Annotated in this window: 17 protein-coding genes, 1 tRNA gene and 1 rRNA gene; 13 read left to right on the top strand and 6 right to left on the bottom strand. The window is 56.7% G+C overall.

Translation table 11 applies throughout. From position 1 onward, the window contains the following. The first annotated feature begins 75 nt into the window (after nt 1-75). Nucleotides 76-193, top strand: a 5S ribosomal RNA gene (rrf, locus tag CARG_RS08085). A gap of 218 nt (nt 194-411) precedes the next feature. Here rrf and CARG_RS08080 read toward each other — a convergent pair. The 3 genes from CARG_RS08080 to CARG_RS08070 all read right to left on the bottom strand — a co-directional run bounded on the left by CARG_RS08080 (nt 412) and on the right by CARG_RS08070 (nt 2,741). Further along, entirely contained in the window at nt 412-867 is a 456-nt protein-coding gene (locus CARG_RS08080) for a fluoride efflux transporter FluC (RefSeq protein WP_169733216.1), read from the bottom strand. Then, on the bottom strand, nt 854-1,258 hold the full coding sequence (locus CARG_RS09720; RefSeq protein ID WP_021012156.1) for a CrcB family protein: 405 nt from the start codon (nt 1,256-1,258) through the stop codon (nt 854-856). Before CARG_RS09720 ends, CARG_RS08080 begins: the two co-directional genes overlap by 14 nt. A gap of 70 nt (nt 1,259-1,328) precedes the next feature. Further along, entirely contained in the window at nt 1,329-2,741 is a 1,413-nt protein-coding gene (locus tag CARG_RS08070; protein WP_021012155.1) for an alanine/glycine:cation symporter family protein, read from the bottom strand. A 237-nt stretch (nt 2,742-2,978) separates the two neighbouring features. Here CARG_RS08070 and pgm point away from each other — a divergent pair, with 237 nt between their 5' ends. From pgm to CARG_RS08045, 5 genes are all read left to right on the top strand, one after another. After that, a complete protein-coding gene (pgm, locus tag CARG_RS08065; protein WP_021012154.1) occupies nt 2,979-4,637 on the top strand; it encodes a phosphoglucomutase (alpha-D-glucose-1,6-bisphosphate-dependent) in 1,659 nt (552 codons plus the stop codon). Nucleotides 4,638-4,811: 174 nt separating this feature from the next. Then, nucleotides 4,812-5,276 (top strand): MauE/DoxX family redox-associated membrane protein, encoded by a 465-nt coding sequence (locus CARG_RS08060; protein WP_021012153.1) that lies wholly within the window; start codon nt 4,812-4,814, stop codon nt 5,274-5,276. 43 nt (nt 5,277-5,319) lie between these two features. Then, entirely contained in the window at nt 5,320-6,042 is a 723-nt protein-coding gene (locus tag CARG_RS08055) for a DsbA family protein (RefSeq protein WP_021012152.1), read from the top strand. 173 nt (nt 6,043-6,215) lie between these two features. Beyond that, nucleotides 6,216-6,288, top strand: a tRNA-Ala gene (locus tag CARG_RS08050). A 166-nt stretch (nt 6,289-6,454) separates the two neighbouring features. After that, a complete protein-coding gene (locus CARG_RS08045) occupies nt 6,455-6,880 on the top strand; it encodes a pyridoxamine 5'-phosphate oxidase family protein (RefSeq protein ID WP_021012151.1) in 426 nt (141 codons plus the stop codon). Nucleotides 6,881-6,883: 3 nt separating this feature from the next. Here CARG_RS08045 and nadE read toward each other — a convergent pair whose 3' ends face one another. Then, the gene (gene nadE, locus CARG_RS08040; RefSeq protein WP_407637000.1) at nt 6,884-7,738 is read right to left on the bottom strand and encodes an ammonia-dependent NAD(+) synthetase; all 855 of its coding nucleotides are present in this window, start codon (nt 7,736-7,738) and stop codon (nt 6,884-6,886) included. A gap of 108 nt (nt 7,739-7,846) precedes the next feature. Between nadE and ykgO the strand changes: the two genes are divergently transcribed. The 4 genes from ykgO to nrdE all read left to right on the top strand — a co-directional run bounded on the left by ykgO (nt 7,847) and on the right by nrdE (nt 11,342). Next, the gene (gene ykgO / locus CARG_RS08035) at nt 7,847-7,969 is read left to right on the top strand and encodes a type B 50S ribosomal protein L36 (protein ID WP_005511141.1); all 123 of its coding nucleotides are present in this window, start codon (nt 7,847-7,849) and stop codon (nt 7,967-7,969) included. 399 nt (nt 7,970-8,368) lie between these two features. Further along, a complete protein-coding gene (nrdH, locus tag CARG_RS08030; RefSeq protein ID WP_021012149.1) occupies nt 8,369-8,602 on the top strand; it encodes a glutaredoxin-like protein NrdH in 234 nt (77 codons plus the stop codon). Between the two features lie 92 nt (nt 8,603-8,694). Beyond that, entirely contained in the window at nt 8,695-9,132 is a 438-nt protein-coding gene (nrdI, locus tag CARG_RS08025) for a class Ib ribonucleoside-diphosphate reductase assembly flavoprotein NrdI (protein WP_021012148.1), read from the top strand. Nucleotides 9,133-9,185: 53 nt separating this feature from the next. Then, the gene (nrdE, locus tag CARG_RS08020; protein WP_021012147.1) at nt 9,186-11,342 is read left to right on the top strand and encodes a class 1b ribonucleoside-diphosphate reductase subunit alpha; all 2,157 of its coding nucleotides are present in this window, start codon (nt 9,186-9,188) and stop codon (nt 11,340-11,342) included. On the opposite strand, the gene CARG_RS10305 is transcribed toward nrdE, so the two are convergent. Continuing rightward, the gene (locus CARG_RS10305; protein ID WP_160292022.1) at nt 11,339-11,476 is read right to left on the bottom strand and encodes a hypothetical protein; all 138 of its coding nucleotides are present in this window, start codon (nt 11,474-11,476) and stop codon (nt 11,339-11,341) included. The genes nrdE and CARG_RS10305 overlap by 4 nt on opposite strands. A gap of 138 nt (nt 11,477-11,614) precedes the next feature. Between CARG_RS10305 and CARG_RS08015 the strand changes: the two genes are divergently transcribed. Then, nucleotides 11,615-12,181, top strand: coding sequence for a gluconokinase (locus CARG_RS08015; RefSeq protein ID WP_021012146.1), 567 nt, complete (start codon nt 11,615-11,617; stop codon nt 12,179-12,181). Between the two features lie 73 nt (nt 12,182-12,254). Here the strand turns inward: CARG_RS08015 and CARG_RS08010 are convergent, their stop codons facing one another. Next, a complete protein-coding gene (locus tag CARG_RS08010) occupies nt 12,255-12,758 on the bottom strand; it encodes a ferritin (protein ID WP_041747747.1) in 504 nt (167 codons plus the stop codon). A 205-nt stretch (nt 12,759-12,963) separates the two neighbouring features. Here CARG_RS08010 and nrdF point away from each other — a divergent pair, with 205 nt between their 5' ends. Then, on the top strand, nt 12,964-13,956 hold the full coding sequence (gene nrdF, locus CARG_RS08005; RefSeq protein WP_041747745.1) for a class 1b ribonucleoside-diphosphate reductase subunit beta: 993 nt from the start codon (nt 12,964-12,966) through the stop codon (nt 13,954-13,956). Between the two features lie 407 nt (nt 13,957-14,363). Then, on the top strand, nt 14,364-16,124 hold the full coding sequence (ctaD, locus tag CARG_RS08000; protein WP_021012143.1) for an aa3-type cytochrome oxidase subunit I: 1,761 nt from the start codon (nt 14,364-14,366) through the stop codon (nt 16,122-16,124). The last annotated feature ends 48 nt before the right edge of the window (nt 16,125-16,172 follow it).

Here is a 16,172-nt window from a genome sequence, read left to right as displayed (position 1 = left end):
TGTATTGAATGTTTGCGTCCACTATGCAGTGTCTGAAACAGCACACCTAGCATCGCCTTGTGGGGTGTTGGTTGTGTCGGTGGTTGATGGCGGTGAGGATACGCCCGGTCCCTTTCCGAACCCGGAAGCTAAGCTCACCTGCGCCGATGGTACTGCACACGGGAGTGTGTGGGAGAGTAGGTCGCCGCCGGCCTAAAACAAAAAACAATAATTATATACAGTCTTGATTGTTGGGAAGGCGTCACTCGTTTGTTCGGTGGCGTCTTCCCTTCTTTTTGTGTGTTTATAACATGGGGTATTGTTCGGGTATTGGGGTGTGTGGGGTGTGTGGGTGTGGGGCTGAATGATTATGAACCCGACCGGTAGGGGGGTGTGTGTAGTGAAGACACAACCCCACACACCCACAAGGCTCTATGAGTTGAGGCTGAGGATGCTTCCGAGATGGTAGGCCAGGAGGCTGAGGGTGATGGTGGTTGCGAGATGGTAGGCCAGGAGGCTGAGGGTGATGGTGGTTGCGAGGTATGTGGTGGCTTGTTTGGCTTGGTGGTTTCGGATGAGGTCGCCGGTTTCGCGGGCCAGGGTGGACCATGTCGATAGGGCGACGCAGAGCCCGGTGGCGATGAAGAAATGTGTTGTTAGTTGTTGGTAGAACTGTTCGTTGGTGAGGAATGTTGTGTAGGTCTCGGGCGGGGTGGTTTGGGTTCCGAGGATGAGGGAGGCGGTGATGTTTGCGGTAAGGGTTCCTTTGTAGGGGCCTAGCCAGGTGTGGAGTAGGTAGCGGATGAGTCCGCCCAGTGCTGCGCCGAGTAGGAGAGTGGGGGCGAGGTGGGGTGCTTCGATGAGGTGTTGGAGGTTAGTTTCGTGCACCACCGTTGCTCCTTGTTGCGTGGTGGAGTTTGGTGCCTGTGAGGTAGCCGGTGATGGCGAGGGTGGGGATGAGTATGAGGATGAGTGTGGCTGTTGTTGGGTGGCTTGGGAGTGGGGCGTGTATGGCTTGTGCGTATCCGCTGTAGGTGGTGAATCCCCCGAGCATGCCCATGCTGATTAGTGGGTTTTTGGGTTGGAGCCAGCCCATGAGGAAGCTTCCTGCGGTGTTGCATAGGAAGAGTGCGGCGGTGGTGGGGATGAGGCTGCTGATGATTAGGTAGGCGAGGACGCCGAGGGGTGCGCCGAGGGCGACCATCGCGGCGTCATGGTGTGTGTATTTTGTTGTGTTGGGGGCTTTGGGGAAGCTCCAGGTGTTTTTGGTGGGGGTCATGGGAAAACAATAACGCAGCCTGCTTCTCGTTGAGAAGGGGCTGCGTTGATCGTTGTGGTGTGTGGCTGTTTTATGTCCAGCCGGTGCCTTCGGCCTTGACGTAATTGCGTACTTCTTCGGGGGTTGCTTTGAGCTTGGGGTCGAATTTGAGGTAGGCGGCGGTTTCTCGGGCGATGAGTCCGGAGAGGACGAGGAGGCCGATGAGGTTGGGGAGTGCCATGAGCCCGTTGAGGATGTCGGCGATGGTCCATACGACTGTGAGGGAGGTGGTGGCTCCGACGAAGACGACCATGGTGAAGATCATGCGGTAGATGATGGATGTTCGGGGGCCGATGAGGCGGGTGAGGCAGCGTTCGCCGTAGTAGGACCATCCGAGAATTGTGGAGAATGCGAAGAATACGACGGAGATAGAGACGATCGTGCCGCCCCATTGTCCGGGGAGGCCTGCGGAGAAGGCTGCTGCGGTCATGTTTCCGGCGCTGACGTCGGCGTTCCAGGTGCCGGTGCAGATGATGACGAGTCCGGTGAAGGAGACGACGATGATGGTGTCGATGAAGGTTTGGGTCATGGAGACGAGGCCTTGGCGGACTGGGTGTGTGGTTTGGGCTGCTGCGGCGGCGATGGGTGCGGAACCTAGGCCGGATTCGTTGGAGAAGAGGCCGCGGGCGACGCCCATTTGGATGACGAGGAGGATACCGGAGCCGACGAAGCCACCGGTGGCTGCGGTTCCGGTGAATGCGTCGGTGAAGATCAAGTGGAGGGCGCTGGGGATTGCGTGGGCGTGGGCGATGAGTACGATGATGGCCCCGACGATGTAGATGATGATCATCATGGGGACGAAGGCGGAGGTGACGCGGGCGATTGATTGGACGCCTCCGAGGAGGACGGTGCCGACGAGGATGAAGGCGATGACGCCGGTGATCCAGGGGTCGATGCCGAAGGTGTCTTGGAGTCCTGCGGCGATGGCGTTGGATTGGGTCATGTTGCCGATACCGAAGGATGCGAATACGGCGAAGAGGGCGAAGGTGGTGGCTAGGGTTTTGCCGAGGGGCCCTTTGATTGCTCGTGAGAGGTATACCTGGGGGCCGCCGATTTGTTCGCCACGGCTGTCGGTTGTGCGGAAGCGGACGCCGAGGAATGCTTCGGCGTATTTGCTGGCCATGCCTAGTAGGCCGGTGATCCACATCCAGAAGAGGGCGCCGGGGCCGCCGATGGAGATGGCTGTTGCGACGCCGACGATGTTGCCGACGCCGACTGTGGCGGCGAGGGCCATGGTGAGTGCTTGGTAGTTGGTGATGTCGCCGCTGCCTTCGTCGGATCCGTCGATGAGTCCGTGTCGGAAGGCGCGGCCGAGTGCTCGGAATTGTAGGCCTTTGAGTCGGATGGTGAGAAAGGCACCACAGCCTAGTAGTAGGGGGATGAGTAGGAATGGTCCCCATACGAATGAGTCGAACGTGTCTAGGGCGCTGATGAGTGAATCCACGGTGGTTGCCTTTCTTACGCCACGTGTGGTTCGCGACGTCGTTGTTTTTTGTTTTTTGGTGATAGTGGTTGGTTGTGCTGGTTGCCTTGTGTGCCTCTCTGGTTGCGCAAGACTACGCGCTTTAGAGGTATAGGTCACAACGGGTTGGCTCTTGGATACTATCGCACAAAGTGTTGTGTGGGGGACTAGCATTGGTGGAGGAAGAGAAAAATTACACCCTTTTTGGAGGAGTCTCCGATGCCTGATCCCCGCGCTGGTCAACCTGCTCGACCGGAGGATTTGATTGATGTTGCTCAACTTGTGACGGCGTATTTCACTTTGTCGCCGGATCCTGAAAACCCTGATCAGCAGGTTGTTTTTGGTACGTCGGGCCACCGGGGGTCGGCGTTGGATGGGGCTTTTAATGAGGCTCATATTCTGGCTACGACGCAGGCGATTGTGGATTATCGTCGGGGGCAGAGGATTGGGGGGCCTGTGTTCATTGGGCGGGATACCCACGCGTTGTCTGAGCCGGCGATGGTTAGCGCCCTTGAGGTGCTGTTGGCCAATGATGTTGAGGTGATTGTTGACGCCGCGGGGCGTTACACGCCTACGCCTGCCGTGTCGCACGCTATTTTGGCGCATAATGCTGCGCTGGAGGGTGGGGTGCTGGGGGTGAGCCCGAAGCGTGCTGATGGGATTGTGATTACGCCTTCGCATAATCCGCCCCGTGATGGTGGCTTTAAATACAATCCGCCTAATGGTGGTCCGGCTGATACTGATGCTACGGACTGGATCGCAGCCCGTGCGAATGAGTATGTGCGCGCTGGTTTGGATGGGGTGAAGCGCACGAGTGTCGCAGGAGTGCGCGATCCTCGGTGCCAGTTGTTTGATTTCCGTTCGCATTATGTTGCGGACTTGCCGGATGTTGTGGACGTGGAGGCAATCGCGGCGTCAGGATTGTCGATTGGTGCTGACCCGATGGGTGGTGCTTCGGTCGATTACTGGGGTGCTATTGCGGAGGCTCATGGGTTGAACCTGACGGTGGTTAATCCGCTGGTTGATCCGACGTGGCGTTTTATGACTTTGGATACCGATGGTCAGATCCGTATGGACTGTTCGAGCCCTGATTCTATGGCGTCGCTGGTTGCTAATCGTGGGACTTTTGACTTGGCGACTGGCAATGATGCTGATGCTGACCGCCATGGGATTGTCACCCCTGACGCGGGGTTGATGAATCCCAACCATTACCTTGCTGTGGCGATTGATTACTTGTTTGCGCATCGTCCTGGTTGGGGGGAGAACACGGCTGTCGGTAAGACTCTTGTGAGTTCTTCTATGATTGACCGCGTGGTCGCGAATCTGGGGCGGACGTTGGTTGAGGTTCCGGTCGGATTTAAGTGGTTTGTGCCGGGGCTGATTGACGGCAGTGTTGGTTTTGGTGGTGAGGAGTCTGCTGGTGCGTCCTTCCTGCGTAAGGGTGGCACTGTGTGGTCGACGGATAAGGATGGAATTATCCTTGATCTGTTGGCTGCGGAGATCACCGCGCGTACTGGTTTGACGCCCTCGCAGCGTTATGCGCAGTTGGAGGCCCAGTTTGGTGCGCCCGTGTATGCCCGCACTGATGCTCCCGCTAATCGCGAACAGAAGGCGGTGCTGAAGAAGCTGTCGCCGGAGCAGGTCACTGCCACTGAGCTGGCGGGCGAGCCGATCATTGCGAAGCTCACCAGTGCGCCTGGTAATGGTGCTCCTATTGGTGGCCTAAAGGTGGTGACGGACAACGCGTGGTTTGCTGCTCGCCCCTCGGGTACTGAGGATAAGTACAAGATTTATGCTGAATCCTTCAACGGGGAGGAGCATCTTGCTGTGGTTCAGCAGGAGGCTCAGGCGTTGGTGTCGGCGGTGCTAGGTTCGTAGTGGTGTTGCACCGGCCCTTGCTGTGAAGCAGCAGAGTGTTTGCTGTGATGTTGCTATCGCACTCACAGGGGCCGGTGGTTTTCTTCTTGGTGTCGTGTAGCGTGTGTTGTCGTGGCTACTGATGATTGTGGGGCTGAGCTCAGGGGCAGGCCTGTTGGAGTGGACTCCGGTTCTATGACCGTTCGGACTGGCTGGTCGGCTATGGACGCCGTGGCATTGCTGGCGCGTTTTGCTTTAGCCGCTGTGTGGATTGCTAGCGGCGTTTTAAAGATGCAAAACCCCGGCGACACGTTGCTGTCTGTGCGTGCTTATGAACTTTTTCCTGACGCCGCGGAAAGGTTCATCGCCCTGGCTTTGCCGCCGCTTGAGGTGGCTTTGGGTGTCTTGCTTGTGCTTGGCATATTTTTGCGCGCGACATCGCTACTTTCTGCCTTGATCTTCCTCGCTTTTATCGCAGGTATCGCATCTGCGTGGGCGCGTGGTTTGACCATCGACTGCGGATGCTTCGGCGGCGGGGGCTACAATTCTTCCGTAAGCCCATGGGCCTACGTCAAGGAGATCCTCCGGGACACCGCATTTATCGCTCTGGCTGCGATCGTTGCGTGGAAACCACTAAACAAGCTGGCTGTGTGGCCTTAAACGGGCTGGATGGCGGCAATCAACACAACACTTATAGGAAATAATGAGTACCAAAGTAAAAAACCCCAATGAGAAAAGCTACGGCTTCATTATCGCGCTGCTAGTTATCATCGTCCTCGGGCTCGGTGTGATTAGCTACATCGTGATCAGTGGTAACAAAGCGCAGACTGAACAGCGCGAAGCGTCCATGGTTGCGGTCGATAACCTCGAGGTGTCCTACAAGGACAACGCTATTACGCTGAAGTCTCCCGCTGCGACTGCCGATACTCCGCAGGTTGACCTGTACGAGGACTACTCGTGCCCCCACTGCGCAGAATTGGCGGAGGCAGCGGACGCCGACATGCTCAAGGCAATCGAAGAAGGCAAGCTCATTGTCAACGTTCGCAGTCTGAACTTTATAGATCAGGGCACGGAAGCCAATTCCACACGTGCGGGTGCCGCGGCCTTGGCTATTGCGAAAAGTGGTGACGCTCAGGGGTACTGGAATTACCGCGCGATGCTGATGCGTGACCAGACCATGCTGCGTACTTCCAACTGGGATAATGCCAAGTATGGTGACGCTGCGGTGGATTACAACGTGCCTGATGATGTCGTTAAGGATATTAAGGATGGCGCTGATGTGGACGCGATGAAGGACTTTGCTAACGCTAGTGCTGATTCTTTGAAGGCTGCCATTGGCAAGGTGAGCTCGCCACACATCCTCTACGACGGCAAGGATCTTGATCTTCGTGACGGGACCAGCTGGATTAAGGAAGTAACGAACTAAGCCTTGAGGCTCTTTGAGTGTGGGGGCGTTGTAGCCCCCACAATTTGTGCCTTATGCTTGGTGTTTGCCAGTCGTTTGGCTGGTGATGTAGATTATCAAGGGCTGGCAACGACCGATCACGGTTGAGGCCGCAGGGAGTTCCTCGTTCGAGAGGCTTTCACCTTGTTTATCAAGGGGCTATGGCGCAGCTGGTAGCGCACCACACTGGCAGTGTGGGGGTCACGGGTTCGAGTCCCGTTAGCTCCACAAGAAGACCCTTCATCTTTTTAGGTGAGGGGTCTTGCTGTTTTCGGGGGAGCAGCAGGTCAGAGGGCTAGGTTATATTTTCCCAATCATGTAATCGGCAGTTCAATTTTTGTTTAGTGTGATGGAAGTATCGCACTATGGGGGCGGGTCGGAGTAGTATGGGGCCATGTCTGACAACGAAGTCTTCACACAACTGTCCACCGAAGCCGCCCTCGAGCTGATGGGAACCGAACAACTAGGCCGCGTCGTCGTCCGCCGAAGCGACGATATGGATATCTTCCCAGTGAATTTCGTCGTAGATGGCGGCGCGATCTACTTTCGCACATCCGAAGGTAACAAGCTGTTCAGTCTCTCTTTGAACAACGATGTGCTGTTCGAAGCCGATCACGTTGACCTAGACAACCACGATGCATGGTCAGTGATCGTCAAAGGCACTGCGGAGGTTCTCCAAGACGCCGCAGCCATCCACCACGCAGATAGCTTGGACCTCACCCCTTGGCTGCCGACGCTGAAATACAACTACGTAAAAGTCACCCCGAATAGCGTCAGCGGCCGCAAGTTTCACCTCGGCGAAGAGCCACAACGCTACTAAGAATTAGAGCTGTGCACGCCACCACTGGTCATATGGAGTGACCGGTAGGTGGCGTTTGTGCTCTCCGATGCGCCACAGATGCTCCAAACGCTCGTGTGCTCGCGCGGGGATTACATCGTCGGGTACCGCCCCCTCGATGTAGTCGTCGATCTCGCGGTAGCTCACGCCCAACGCGACCTCGTCTGGCAGTGCAGGACGGTCATCCTCAAGGTCGGCTGTTGGAACTTTTTGCCATGCCCGCTCTGGGGCGCCCAGGTGCTCAAGTAGCTGTGCCCCCTGGCGCTTCGACAACCCGAACAGTGGCATGATGTCCGCCGCCCCGTCACCAAACTTCGTGAAGAACCCCGTGACATTTTCCGCTGCGTGGTCAGTGCCGATGACCAAAGCCTTGCGCTCAGCCGCCACCGCGTACTGGGCAAGCATCCGCATGCGAGCCTTCACGTTGCCTTTATTGAAGTCGGAGATCCCCGACGCGGCGTCATCATCCAGGGCGGCAACCATGGCATCGACGCTGGCTTTAATGTTGACGGTGACAGTGTCGTCCGGATTGATGAACTCCAAAGCCATCTGGGCATCGTCCTCGTCCACCTGCACGCCATAAGGCAAACGGACAGCGGTGAAGTGCGCTGGTGTCCCCTCGCTGCGGAGTTCTTCGCAGGCGATCTGCGCCAAGTGGCCGGCTAGCGTTGAATCCTGGCCGCCGGAAATTCCGAGCACGTATCCGGCGGTGCCAGAATTGGTGATGTAGTCCTTCAAGAGATTGATCCTAGAGCGGACTTCGGCGGCCGGGTCGATCGTTTTTTTGGTGTGCAGGGCAGCGACAATGGCCGCGCGTGTCTCGTTTATCATGATCCCCATGCTAGAGGGTTTGGTTTTTTGGCGCTGATTGGTTAATATTGCTCTTCGTGTCGTAGCGCTGTTGTGCCTGCGATTGGTATTGGCCCTCAGAGCAGAAAGGAGCGCCCGATGAAGGTCCGCAAGTCCCTTCGGTCGCTGAAGAACAAGCCGGGCGCCCAGGTTGTGCGCCGTCGTGGCAAGGTCTACGTGATCAACAAGAAAGAGCCGCGTTTCAAGGCTCGCCAGGGCTAAATTTTTATGCGCCCCCGAAGCGGGCTGGGTAAGTAATTCTTACCCAGCCCGCTTTTTCTATGCTTAGAGGGCAAAGAATACATTTTCCGGTAAGGGTGAAATAAGTAACACTTGGATCTTTTTTCGGGTGCCCTGTGCTGGGATTTTTCTTTTTATTCAGAGGTGTGGGGGTGGGCGGACTTCAGGTGTGCGACAACGTTGTAATTTCAACCCGTGCGCGGGGGACAAGATGTTGTGCTCGCTTAGTTCGTATCCTGGGAATTCCCTTGATGTAACTACTATATATAGTGCTACTTGCGGAAAATTACCACAACGTATAGTGTTTCTTGGTGATGAGGGGAAGCCTTCACAAACCCCCAAGAAACCGTCACTCGTAGAGCTTGAACCCAAGGAAGACTTATGGCTATCACCGTTTACAGCAAGCCCGCTTGCGTCCAGTGCACCGCTACCAAGAAAGCACTTGACCGTGCCGGCCTTGAATACACGGTCGTAGACATCAGCCTCGATGACGAAGCACGCGACTACGTGATGGCACTCGGGTACCTCCAGGCGCCCGTCGTAGAAGCTGGCGGCGAGCACTGGTCCGGATTCCGCCCAGAGCGCATCCGCAGCCTCGCCGCACAGGTCGCCTAACAGGCGCACCGCACGCCCGAATTCCCCCACGGAGAATCGGGCGTTACTTCTATCCACCCCGCGCACCGCAGTCCAGCAACCAGGAGCCCACCGTGCTCGTCGTCTACTTCTCATCAGCGACCGAAAACACCCGCCGTTTTGTAGACAAACTCCAGCTGCCCAACGTGCGCATCCCGCTCCGAGCCAACGAGCCCGAACTCGTCGTAGATGAGCCATACGTCCTCGTATGCCCCACCTACGGCGGGGGAGTATCCATCAGTGGTAAACAAGGAAAACCCGTCCCCATACAGGTCGTAAAATTCCTCAACAATCCGCACAACCGTAGCCTCATCAGAGCGGTCGTCGCCGGTGGTAACTCCAACTTCGGAAGTGACTTTGGCAAAGCAGGCGACGTCATCGCCGCCAAATGTAACGTCCCCTACGTCTACCGCTTCGAACTCATGGGCAACGACGAAGACGTCGCAACCCTACGCAATGGATTGATCGCCAACGCAGCCACACTGGGCCTGCAACCCCCACGCGTCGCCTAACCCCCGCGACGTCATACATAGACAACAAACCCCACGCACACAGGAGAAAACCTATGGACGCACACCTCGGTGCCAGCGTAACTGGAAACGCCGCCTCAGAGAGCATGGACTACCACGCACTCAACGCCCTGCTTAACCTGTACAACGAAGACGGCCTTATCCAATTCGACAAAGACCGGGAAGCGGCCAACCAGTTCTTCCTCCAACACGTCAACCAAAACACCGTGTTCTTCCACGACCTGGAAGAAAAATTCGACTACCTCGTCAACAACCACTACTACGAACAAGAAGTAGTCGACAAATACGACTTCGCCTTCATTAAAGCCCTCTTCAAGCGGGCCTACGCAGTCAAATTCCGCTTCCCAACCTTCCTCGGCGCCTACAAGTACTACACGTCCTACACGCTCCAGACCTTCGACGGCCGACGCTACCTCGAACGCTACGAAGACCGCGTCTGCATGGTGGCACTGACCCTCGCCGACGGTGACACAGCACTCGCTGAACACCTGGTTGACGAGATCATGGCCGGTCGCTTCCAGCCCGCCACCCCAACCTTCCTCAACTCCGGCAAAAAACAACGCGGCGAACCAGTTTCCTGCTTCCTGCTTCGCATCGAAGACAACATGGAGTCCATCGGGCGAGCCATCAACTCCGCACTCCAGCTGTCCAAGCGAGGCGGCGGCGTTGCCCTGCTGCTGAGCAACCTGCGTGAGTCAGGCGCGCCCATTAAGAAGATCGAAAACCAGTCCTCCGGTGTCATCCCCGTGATGAAGCTGCTGGAAGATTCCTTCTCCTACGCCAACCAGCTGGGTGCACGCCAAGGCGCCGGAGCGGTATACCTGCACGCCCACCACCCGGACATCATGAAGTTCCTGGACACCAAGCGCGAAAACGCGGACGAGAAAATCCGCATCAAGACGCTGTCGCTGGGCGTGGTCATCCCGGATATCACCTTCGAACTGGCCAAGCGCAACGACGACATGTACCTGTTCTCCCCCTACGACGTGGAACGTGTCTACGGCAAGCCCTTCGCCGACGTGCCGATTTCTGAACACTATGAAGAAATGGTCGAGGATCCCCGTATCCGTAAGTCGAAGATCAACGCACGACAGTTCTTCCAAACCCTCGCGGAGATCCAGTTCGAATCTGGCTACCCCTACATCATGTTCGAAGACACAGTGAACAAGGCAAACCCCATTGCTGGCCGCATCACCCACTCGAACTTGTGCTCCGAAATTCTGCAGGTTTCTACCGCGTCCGAATTCAACCCGGACCTCAGCTACAGCCACATCGGCGAGGACATTTCCTGCAACCTTGGTTCGCTGAACATCGCTAAAGCGATGGATTCCCCGGATTTCTCCAAGACCATTGAAACCGCTATTCGTGGATTGACCGCCGTGTCCGAGCAGACCAGCATCGATTCTGTTCCCTCGATTAAAAAGGGCAACGACGCAGCGCACGCCATCGGCCTCGGCCAGATGAACTTGCACGGCTTCTTCGGCCGGGAAGGCATCTTCTATGGCAGCGAGGAAGGGCTGGACTTCACCAACGCTTATTTCGCGGCCGTGATGTTTGAATGCATCAAGGCTTCCTGCCAGATCGCCAAGGAACGCGGCGTCCGCTTTGAAGGTTTTGAGGATTCCGCGTATGCGTCGGGTGAGTTCTTCGACAGCTTCGATCCGGAAGATTTCGCCCCGAAGACGGATAAGGTCAAGCAGCTGTTCGCTAATTCCAGTATTCACACGCCCAGTGCTGAGGAATGGGCTGCGCTGAAGCAGGACGTCGCGGAGCACGGCATGTTCAACCGAAACTTGCAGGCAGTTCCGCCAACAGGTTCGATTTCTTACATCAACAACTCCACGTCGTCTATTCACCCGATTGCTTCTCGGATTGAGATCCGTAAGGAAGGCAAGATCGGTCGCGTGTACTACCCGGCGCCGTACATGACCAACGACAACCTGGAGTACTACCAGGATGCGTACGAGATCGGGTTTGAAAAGATCATCGACACCTACGCTGTGGCGACGAAGTACGTGGATCAGGGGCTGTCGTTGACGTTGTTCTTCAAGGACACAGCCACTACCCGCGACATTAACCGCGCGCAGATTTACGCGTGGCGTAAGGGCATCAAGACGATTTACTACATCCGTTTGCGCCAGACAGCCCTCGAAGGAACTGAGGTTCAGGGCTGCGTGAGCTGCATGCTCTAGCCCGTGTGGGTTGGGGGTATTGCGGTGAGTCCGAGGGCTTCTCGGACTTCGTGGAGCAGCTGTCGTGCGTGCGCGGCAGCTGCGTGGGGGTCTTGATCGCCTATTGACGTCGCGAGCGCCATGTGCGTGTGCATTGCTTCGGCTTCGGGGTGGGCGGGCTGTAGTCCAAGTTCCGTTCTGCCTTGGCTGTCGCAGTGTTTGCTGCTGGCGCTGCCCTGTAGAGGTCAGCGCGGTAGCCTTAGACGGCGAACATAGTTTTTTGGAGGCGTGACGTGGGCACACATAATGGATTGAACTCGGCGCAGCAGGAGCTGTTCCACATCATCATCATGGGGGTTTCCGGTTGCGGTAAGACCACCGTGGCGGAGGCTCTCGCCGCCCGCATGGGTGTCGGTGTCGCCGATGCGGACAGCTTTCACCTTAAGTCCAATAAGGACAAGATGGCTGCGGGTATCGCCCTGAATGACCATGACCGCTTGCCGTGGTTGAAGCAGCTGCGGGATTGGATGGGGCGTGAAGACGTCGCGGGTAATCATTCTGTGATGAGTTGCTCGGCGCTGAAGCGTAGCTACCGCGATATTTTGCGTGACGCCCTTGGAAACGTCGTTCATATTCAACTCGACGTTGACCGCGACACGACTCTGGAGCGCATGACCAACCGTAAGGGGCATTTTATGCCGCCTTCGTTGTTGGATTCTCAGCTGGAGACGCTCGAACCCTTGGGCGATGATGAACTAGGTTTCATTGTCGACAACACTCGCCCCCTGGATGAGGTTTTGGATGTGATTCAGGAAAAGCTGGAAGATATGGGGGCCTTGGCGACGATCTGGCTGAATTAGTAACCTCAGGAGATAGGAAATCCCGGCCCGATCTGTGTGATCGGGCCGGGATTTTGCTTCAGTGTTGGCGGGATTAGTTGTCGTCGCCGTCGCGGGAACCGAGCTCTGCGTCGATGCGCAGCAAACCGGAGCCGTCCTCGCCGATGAGGCGCAGGCGGTCAAGGATTTCCTTGACGGTGGACTCTTCTTCGATTTGCTCGGCGAGGAAGCCGTCGAGCAGCGGGCGGGAGTCGAAGTCGCCTCCGTCTTGTGCGAGCTTTGCGAGGTCGCGGATCATTCCGGAGATCTTGACTTCGTGAGCCAGCGACGCTTCGAAAGCTTCGACGGCGCTGGTTACGGACAGTTCGGGAACGGAGATGCTGCCGATCTGGGGGACGACGTCGCGTGCCAGCATGTGGTCAGCGAACATCTGGGCGTGTCCGAGCTCTTCTTCGGCCTGAAGTGCCATCCAGTCACGCATACCGACAAGTCCGAGATCGTCGAGGATGAAGGACAGTTGGCGGTAGATCATGGAGGCCTCGTATTCGGCCGTGACCTGGTTGTTCATTGCTTTTGCGAGAGTGTCATTGAGTTGCATGAGCACCAGTGTAGCGAGTGTTTGTGCGGCTCGCATCCTAGAGTGTGCTGCCCTTATTGCCTTTATCCTTACCCAAAAAGTGCAGCTTAGGGGCGCATAAGTCCCCGGGGGAGCGTTGAGCGCCGAGGGCGGGTACTGTTGAAGGGACTGAAACCGTATCCCCTAGCACTCTGAGGAGCACGTGGTGGCGCCCAACCACACCCCTATTTCCCCGGCGCAGCATGAAGCGCACCCCGAAGATCGCAAGGCACCGATTCTTGCCATCAACTGGAACACCATTCCCGATGATAAAGACCTTGAGGTTTGGGATCGTTTGACGGGTAACTTCTGGCTACCGGAAAAAGTCCCGCTGTCTAACGACATTAAGAGCTGGAACACCCTCAATGAGCTTGAGCAGCAGACCACCATGCGTGTGTTCACTGGCCTGACCATGCTGGATACTATCCAGGGCACGGTCGGAGCTGTTTCTTTGTTGCCGGATGCCGTGACGCCCCATGAGGAGGCAGTGCTGACCAACATCGCGTTTATGGAATCGGTCCATGCAAAAAGTTATTCCTCTATCTTTATGACCTTGGCGTCAACCCCAGAAATCAATGATGCGTTCCGTTGGTCGGAGGAAAATGAAAACCTCCAACGCAAGGGGCACATCATCCTCGACTACTACGAGGGTGATGATCCGCTGAAGCGCAAGGTGGCGTCGACACTGCTGGAGTCCTTCCTGTTCTACTCGGGCTTTTATCTGCCGATGTATTGGTCTTCGCATGCGAAGCTCACGAACACAGCCGATGTGATTCGTTTGATCATTCGTGACGAGGCCGTGCACGGTTACTACATTGGCTACAAGTATCAGCGTGGCCTTGAGAAGCTGAGCCAAGCGGAGCGGGATGAGCAGAAGGAATGGACCTTCGATCTGCTCTATGATCTCTACGAAAACGAAATCCAGTACACCGAGGATCTCTATGACGAGCTCGGCTGGACTGAGGACGTGAAGCGCTTCCTGCGCTACAACGCCAATAAGGCGCTTAATAATCTGGGCTATGAAGGACTGTTTCCTGCTGACGAGACAAAGGTCTCGCCGGCTATCTTGTCGGCCCTGTCGCCGAACGCGGACGAGAACCATGACTTCTTCTCTGGTTCGGGTTCGTCTTACGTGATCGGCAAAGCAGAGAACACTACTGACGACGACTGGGATTTCTAGGACGTCATTGGAGCGTTGTTTTCCTCAGCCCCGGGGCACTCCCCCGGGGCTCCACCTTTAGTATGACTTCCATAGGGTGGGCGTTCGAGGTGGGGGAGAGGGGGCAATTCGCCAAAACTGCAGTGTTTTAGCTCACAATATGGCGCGTCTGGGGCCAGTTTTTAAGCATTGTCCCCTAGGGCTTGCGCTCGTTATTTTGCCGGCTTCCCTGTCGAAACAGGCGCCATACATGGGTAAACAACCCGAAAGGGACACAGTCTAGAAGGGGTGCTTGGGTCAAGCAGCAATCGTCACAATAGCCACGCAGGCACCCCTAAGCTGCTGATTTTTTAAAAATCGGACTTAACGCAATGGGGGTCTACAGGTTATGATTTGTGCGTTGTTTAATGCGTAGTCAGGAGGAACCTATGACCGCTGTAGCGCCAAAGGGAGACCACGAGGTCTTCCCCGCTCGGCCTGCGCCAACAGGCAATACCCGTAAGGGTGGCTTTGCCTGGAAGATGCTAACCACCACCGACCACAAGACTCTGGGCATCATGTACATCATCATGTCCTTCATGTTCTTCTTCCTCGGTGGTTTCATGGCTCTGCTTATTCGTGCAGAGCTGTACCACCCCGGCCTGCAGTTCTTGACGAACGAGCAGTTCAACCAGCTGTTCACCATGCACGGCACGGTGATGCTGCTTCTGTACGGCACCCCGGTTGTGTGGGGTTTCGCGAACTACATCATGCCGCTCCAGATTGGTGCGCCTGACGTAGCCTTCCCCCGTCTGAATGCCCTCGGCTTCTGGTTCACCACGATCGGTGGTGTCATGATGCTGTCTGGCTTCCTGACCCCCGGCGGTGCAGCTGACTTCGGTTGGACGATGTACTCCCCGCTGTCTGACGCCATCCACTCCCCGGGTGTTGGCTCCGACATGTGGATCCTCGGTGTTGGTGTCGGTGGTATCGGCACCATTGCCTCTGCGGTCAACATGATCACCACGATCCTGTGCCTCCGCGCACCCGGCATGACCATGTTCCGTCTGCCGATCTTCACCTGGAACATCCTCATCACCTCTCTGCTGGTGCTGATGATCTTCCCGATGCTGACCGCAGCCGCTCTGGGCGTCCTCTACGACCGCAAGCTCGGCGGCCACATTTACGACCCGGCTAACGGTGGTTCCATCCTGTGGCAGCACCTGTTCTGGTTCTTCGGTCACCCCGAGGTGTACGTCTTGGCTCTGCCGTTCTTCGGCATCGTCTCCGAGATTTTCCCGGTGTTCTCCCGCAAGCCCATGTTCGGCTACGCCGGCCTGGTCTTCGCTACCTCTTCGATCGCTACACTGTCAATGGCTGTGTGGGCACACCACATGTTCGTTACCGGCGCGATCCTCCTGCCCTTCTTCTCCTTCATGACCTTCCTGATCTCCGTTCCTACGGGCGTGAAGTTCTTCAACTGGGTGGGCACCATGTGGCGCGGCCACATCACCTGGGAAACTCCGATGATCTTCGCCTTCGGCTTCATCGTAACCTTCCTGTTCGGTGGTATGACCGGTATTATGCTGGCCTCCCCGCCGCTGGACTTCCACGTGTCTGACACCTACTTCGTGGTTGCTCACTTCCACTACACCCTCTTCGGCACCATCGTGTTCGCCTCCCTCGCAGGCGTATACTTCTGGTTCCCGAAGATGACCGGTCGCATGCTGGACGAGCGCCTCGGCAAGATTCACTTCTGGCTGATGTTCGTCGGCTTCCATGGCACCTTCCTGATCCAGCACTGGCTCGGTAACGAGGGCATGCCGCGTCGTTACGCCGACTACCTCGACAGCGACGGCTTCACCACCCTGAACCAGATCTCCACCGTGTTCTCCTTCGTGCTGGGTATCTCCTTCATTCCCTTCATCTGGAACGCATTCAAGTCTTGGCGTTACGGCGAGGTTGTCACCGTGGACGATCCGTGGGGCTACGGTAACTCCCTCGAGTGGGCAACCTCCTGCCCCCCTCCGCGCCACAACTTCACCTCGCTGCCGCGTATCCGCTCCGAGCGCCCTGCGTTCGAGCTGCACTACCCGCACATGGTCGAGCGCATGCGCGCTGAAGCCCACGTCGGTCACGCCACGAAGGAAGTACTCAAGCGTGACGCTGATGATATGAAGCGCGAAGAAAAGGCCTTGAAGAACTCCTAGAGCCTTAGAGCTTTCCTTTCCTACGCATTAAAGCCGTGAGCCTCCCCC

This window comes from Corynebacterium argentoratense DSM 44202 (genome assembly GCF_000590555.1).
GTDB lineage: Bacteria > Actinomycetota > Actinomycetes > Mycobacteriales > Mycobacteriaceae > Corynebacterium > Corynebacterium argentoratense.
This window is presented reverse-complemented; position numbering and strand designations above follow the sequence as displayed.

What these genes read in the sequence shown, in the direction of transcription:
- CARG_RS09720 (WP_021012156.1), bottom strand. Translation starts at nt 1,258, where the DNA reads ATGACCCCCACCAAAAACACCTGGAGCTTCCCCAAAGCCCCCAACACA.
- pgm (WP_021012154.1), top strand. Translation starts at nt 2,979, where the DNA reads ATGCCTGATCCCCGCGCTGGTCAACCTGCTCGACCGGAGGATTTGATT.
- CARG_RS08060 (WP_021012153.1), top strand. Translation starts at nt 4,812, where the DNA reads ATGACCGTTCGGACTGGCTGGTCGGCTATGGACGCCGTGGCATTGCTG.
- CARG_RS08055 (WP_021012152.1), top strand. Translation starts at nt 5,320, where the DNA reads ATGAGTACCAAAGTAAAAAACCCCAATGAGAAAAGCTACGGCTTCATT.
- CARG_RS08045 (WP_021012151.1), top strand. Translation starts at nt 6,455, where the DNA reads ATGTCTGACAACGAAGTCTTCACACAACTGTCCACCGAAGCCGCCCTC.
- nadE (WP_407637000.1), bottom strand. Translation starts at nt 7,738, where the DNA reads ATGGGGATCATGATAAACGAGACACGCGCGGCCATTGTCGCTGCCCTG.
- ykgO (WP_005511141.1), top strand. Translation starts at nt 7,847, where the DNA reads ATGAAGGTCCGCAAGTCCCTTCGGTCGCTGAAGAACAAGCCGGGCGCC.
- nrdH (WP_021012149.1), top strand. Translation starts at nt 8,369, where the DNA reads ATGGCTATCACCGTTTACAGCAAGCCCGCTTGCGTCCAGTGCACCGCT.
- nrdE (WP_021012147.1), top strand. Translation starts at nt 9,186, where the DNA reads ATGGACGCACACCTCGGTGCCAGCGTAACTGGAAACGCCGCCTCAGAG.
- CARG_RS10305 (WP_160292022.1), bottom strand. Translation starts at nt 11,476, where the DNA reads ATGCACACGCACATGGCGCTCGCGACGTCAATAGGCGATCAAGACCCC.
- CARG_RS08010 (WP_041747747.1), bottom strand. Translation starts at nt 12,758, where the DNA reads ATGCAACTCAATGACACTCTCGCAAAAGCAATGAACAACCAGGTCACG.
- ctaD (WP_021012143.1), top strand. Translation starts at nt 14,364, where the DNA reads ATGACCGCTGTAGCGCCAAAGGGAGACCACGAGGTCTTCCCCGCTCGG.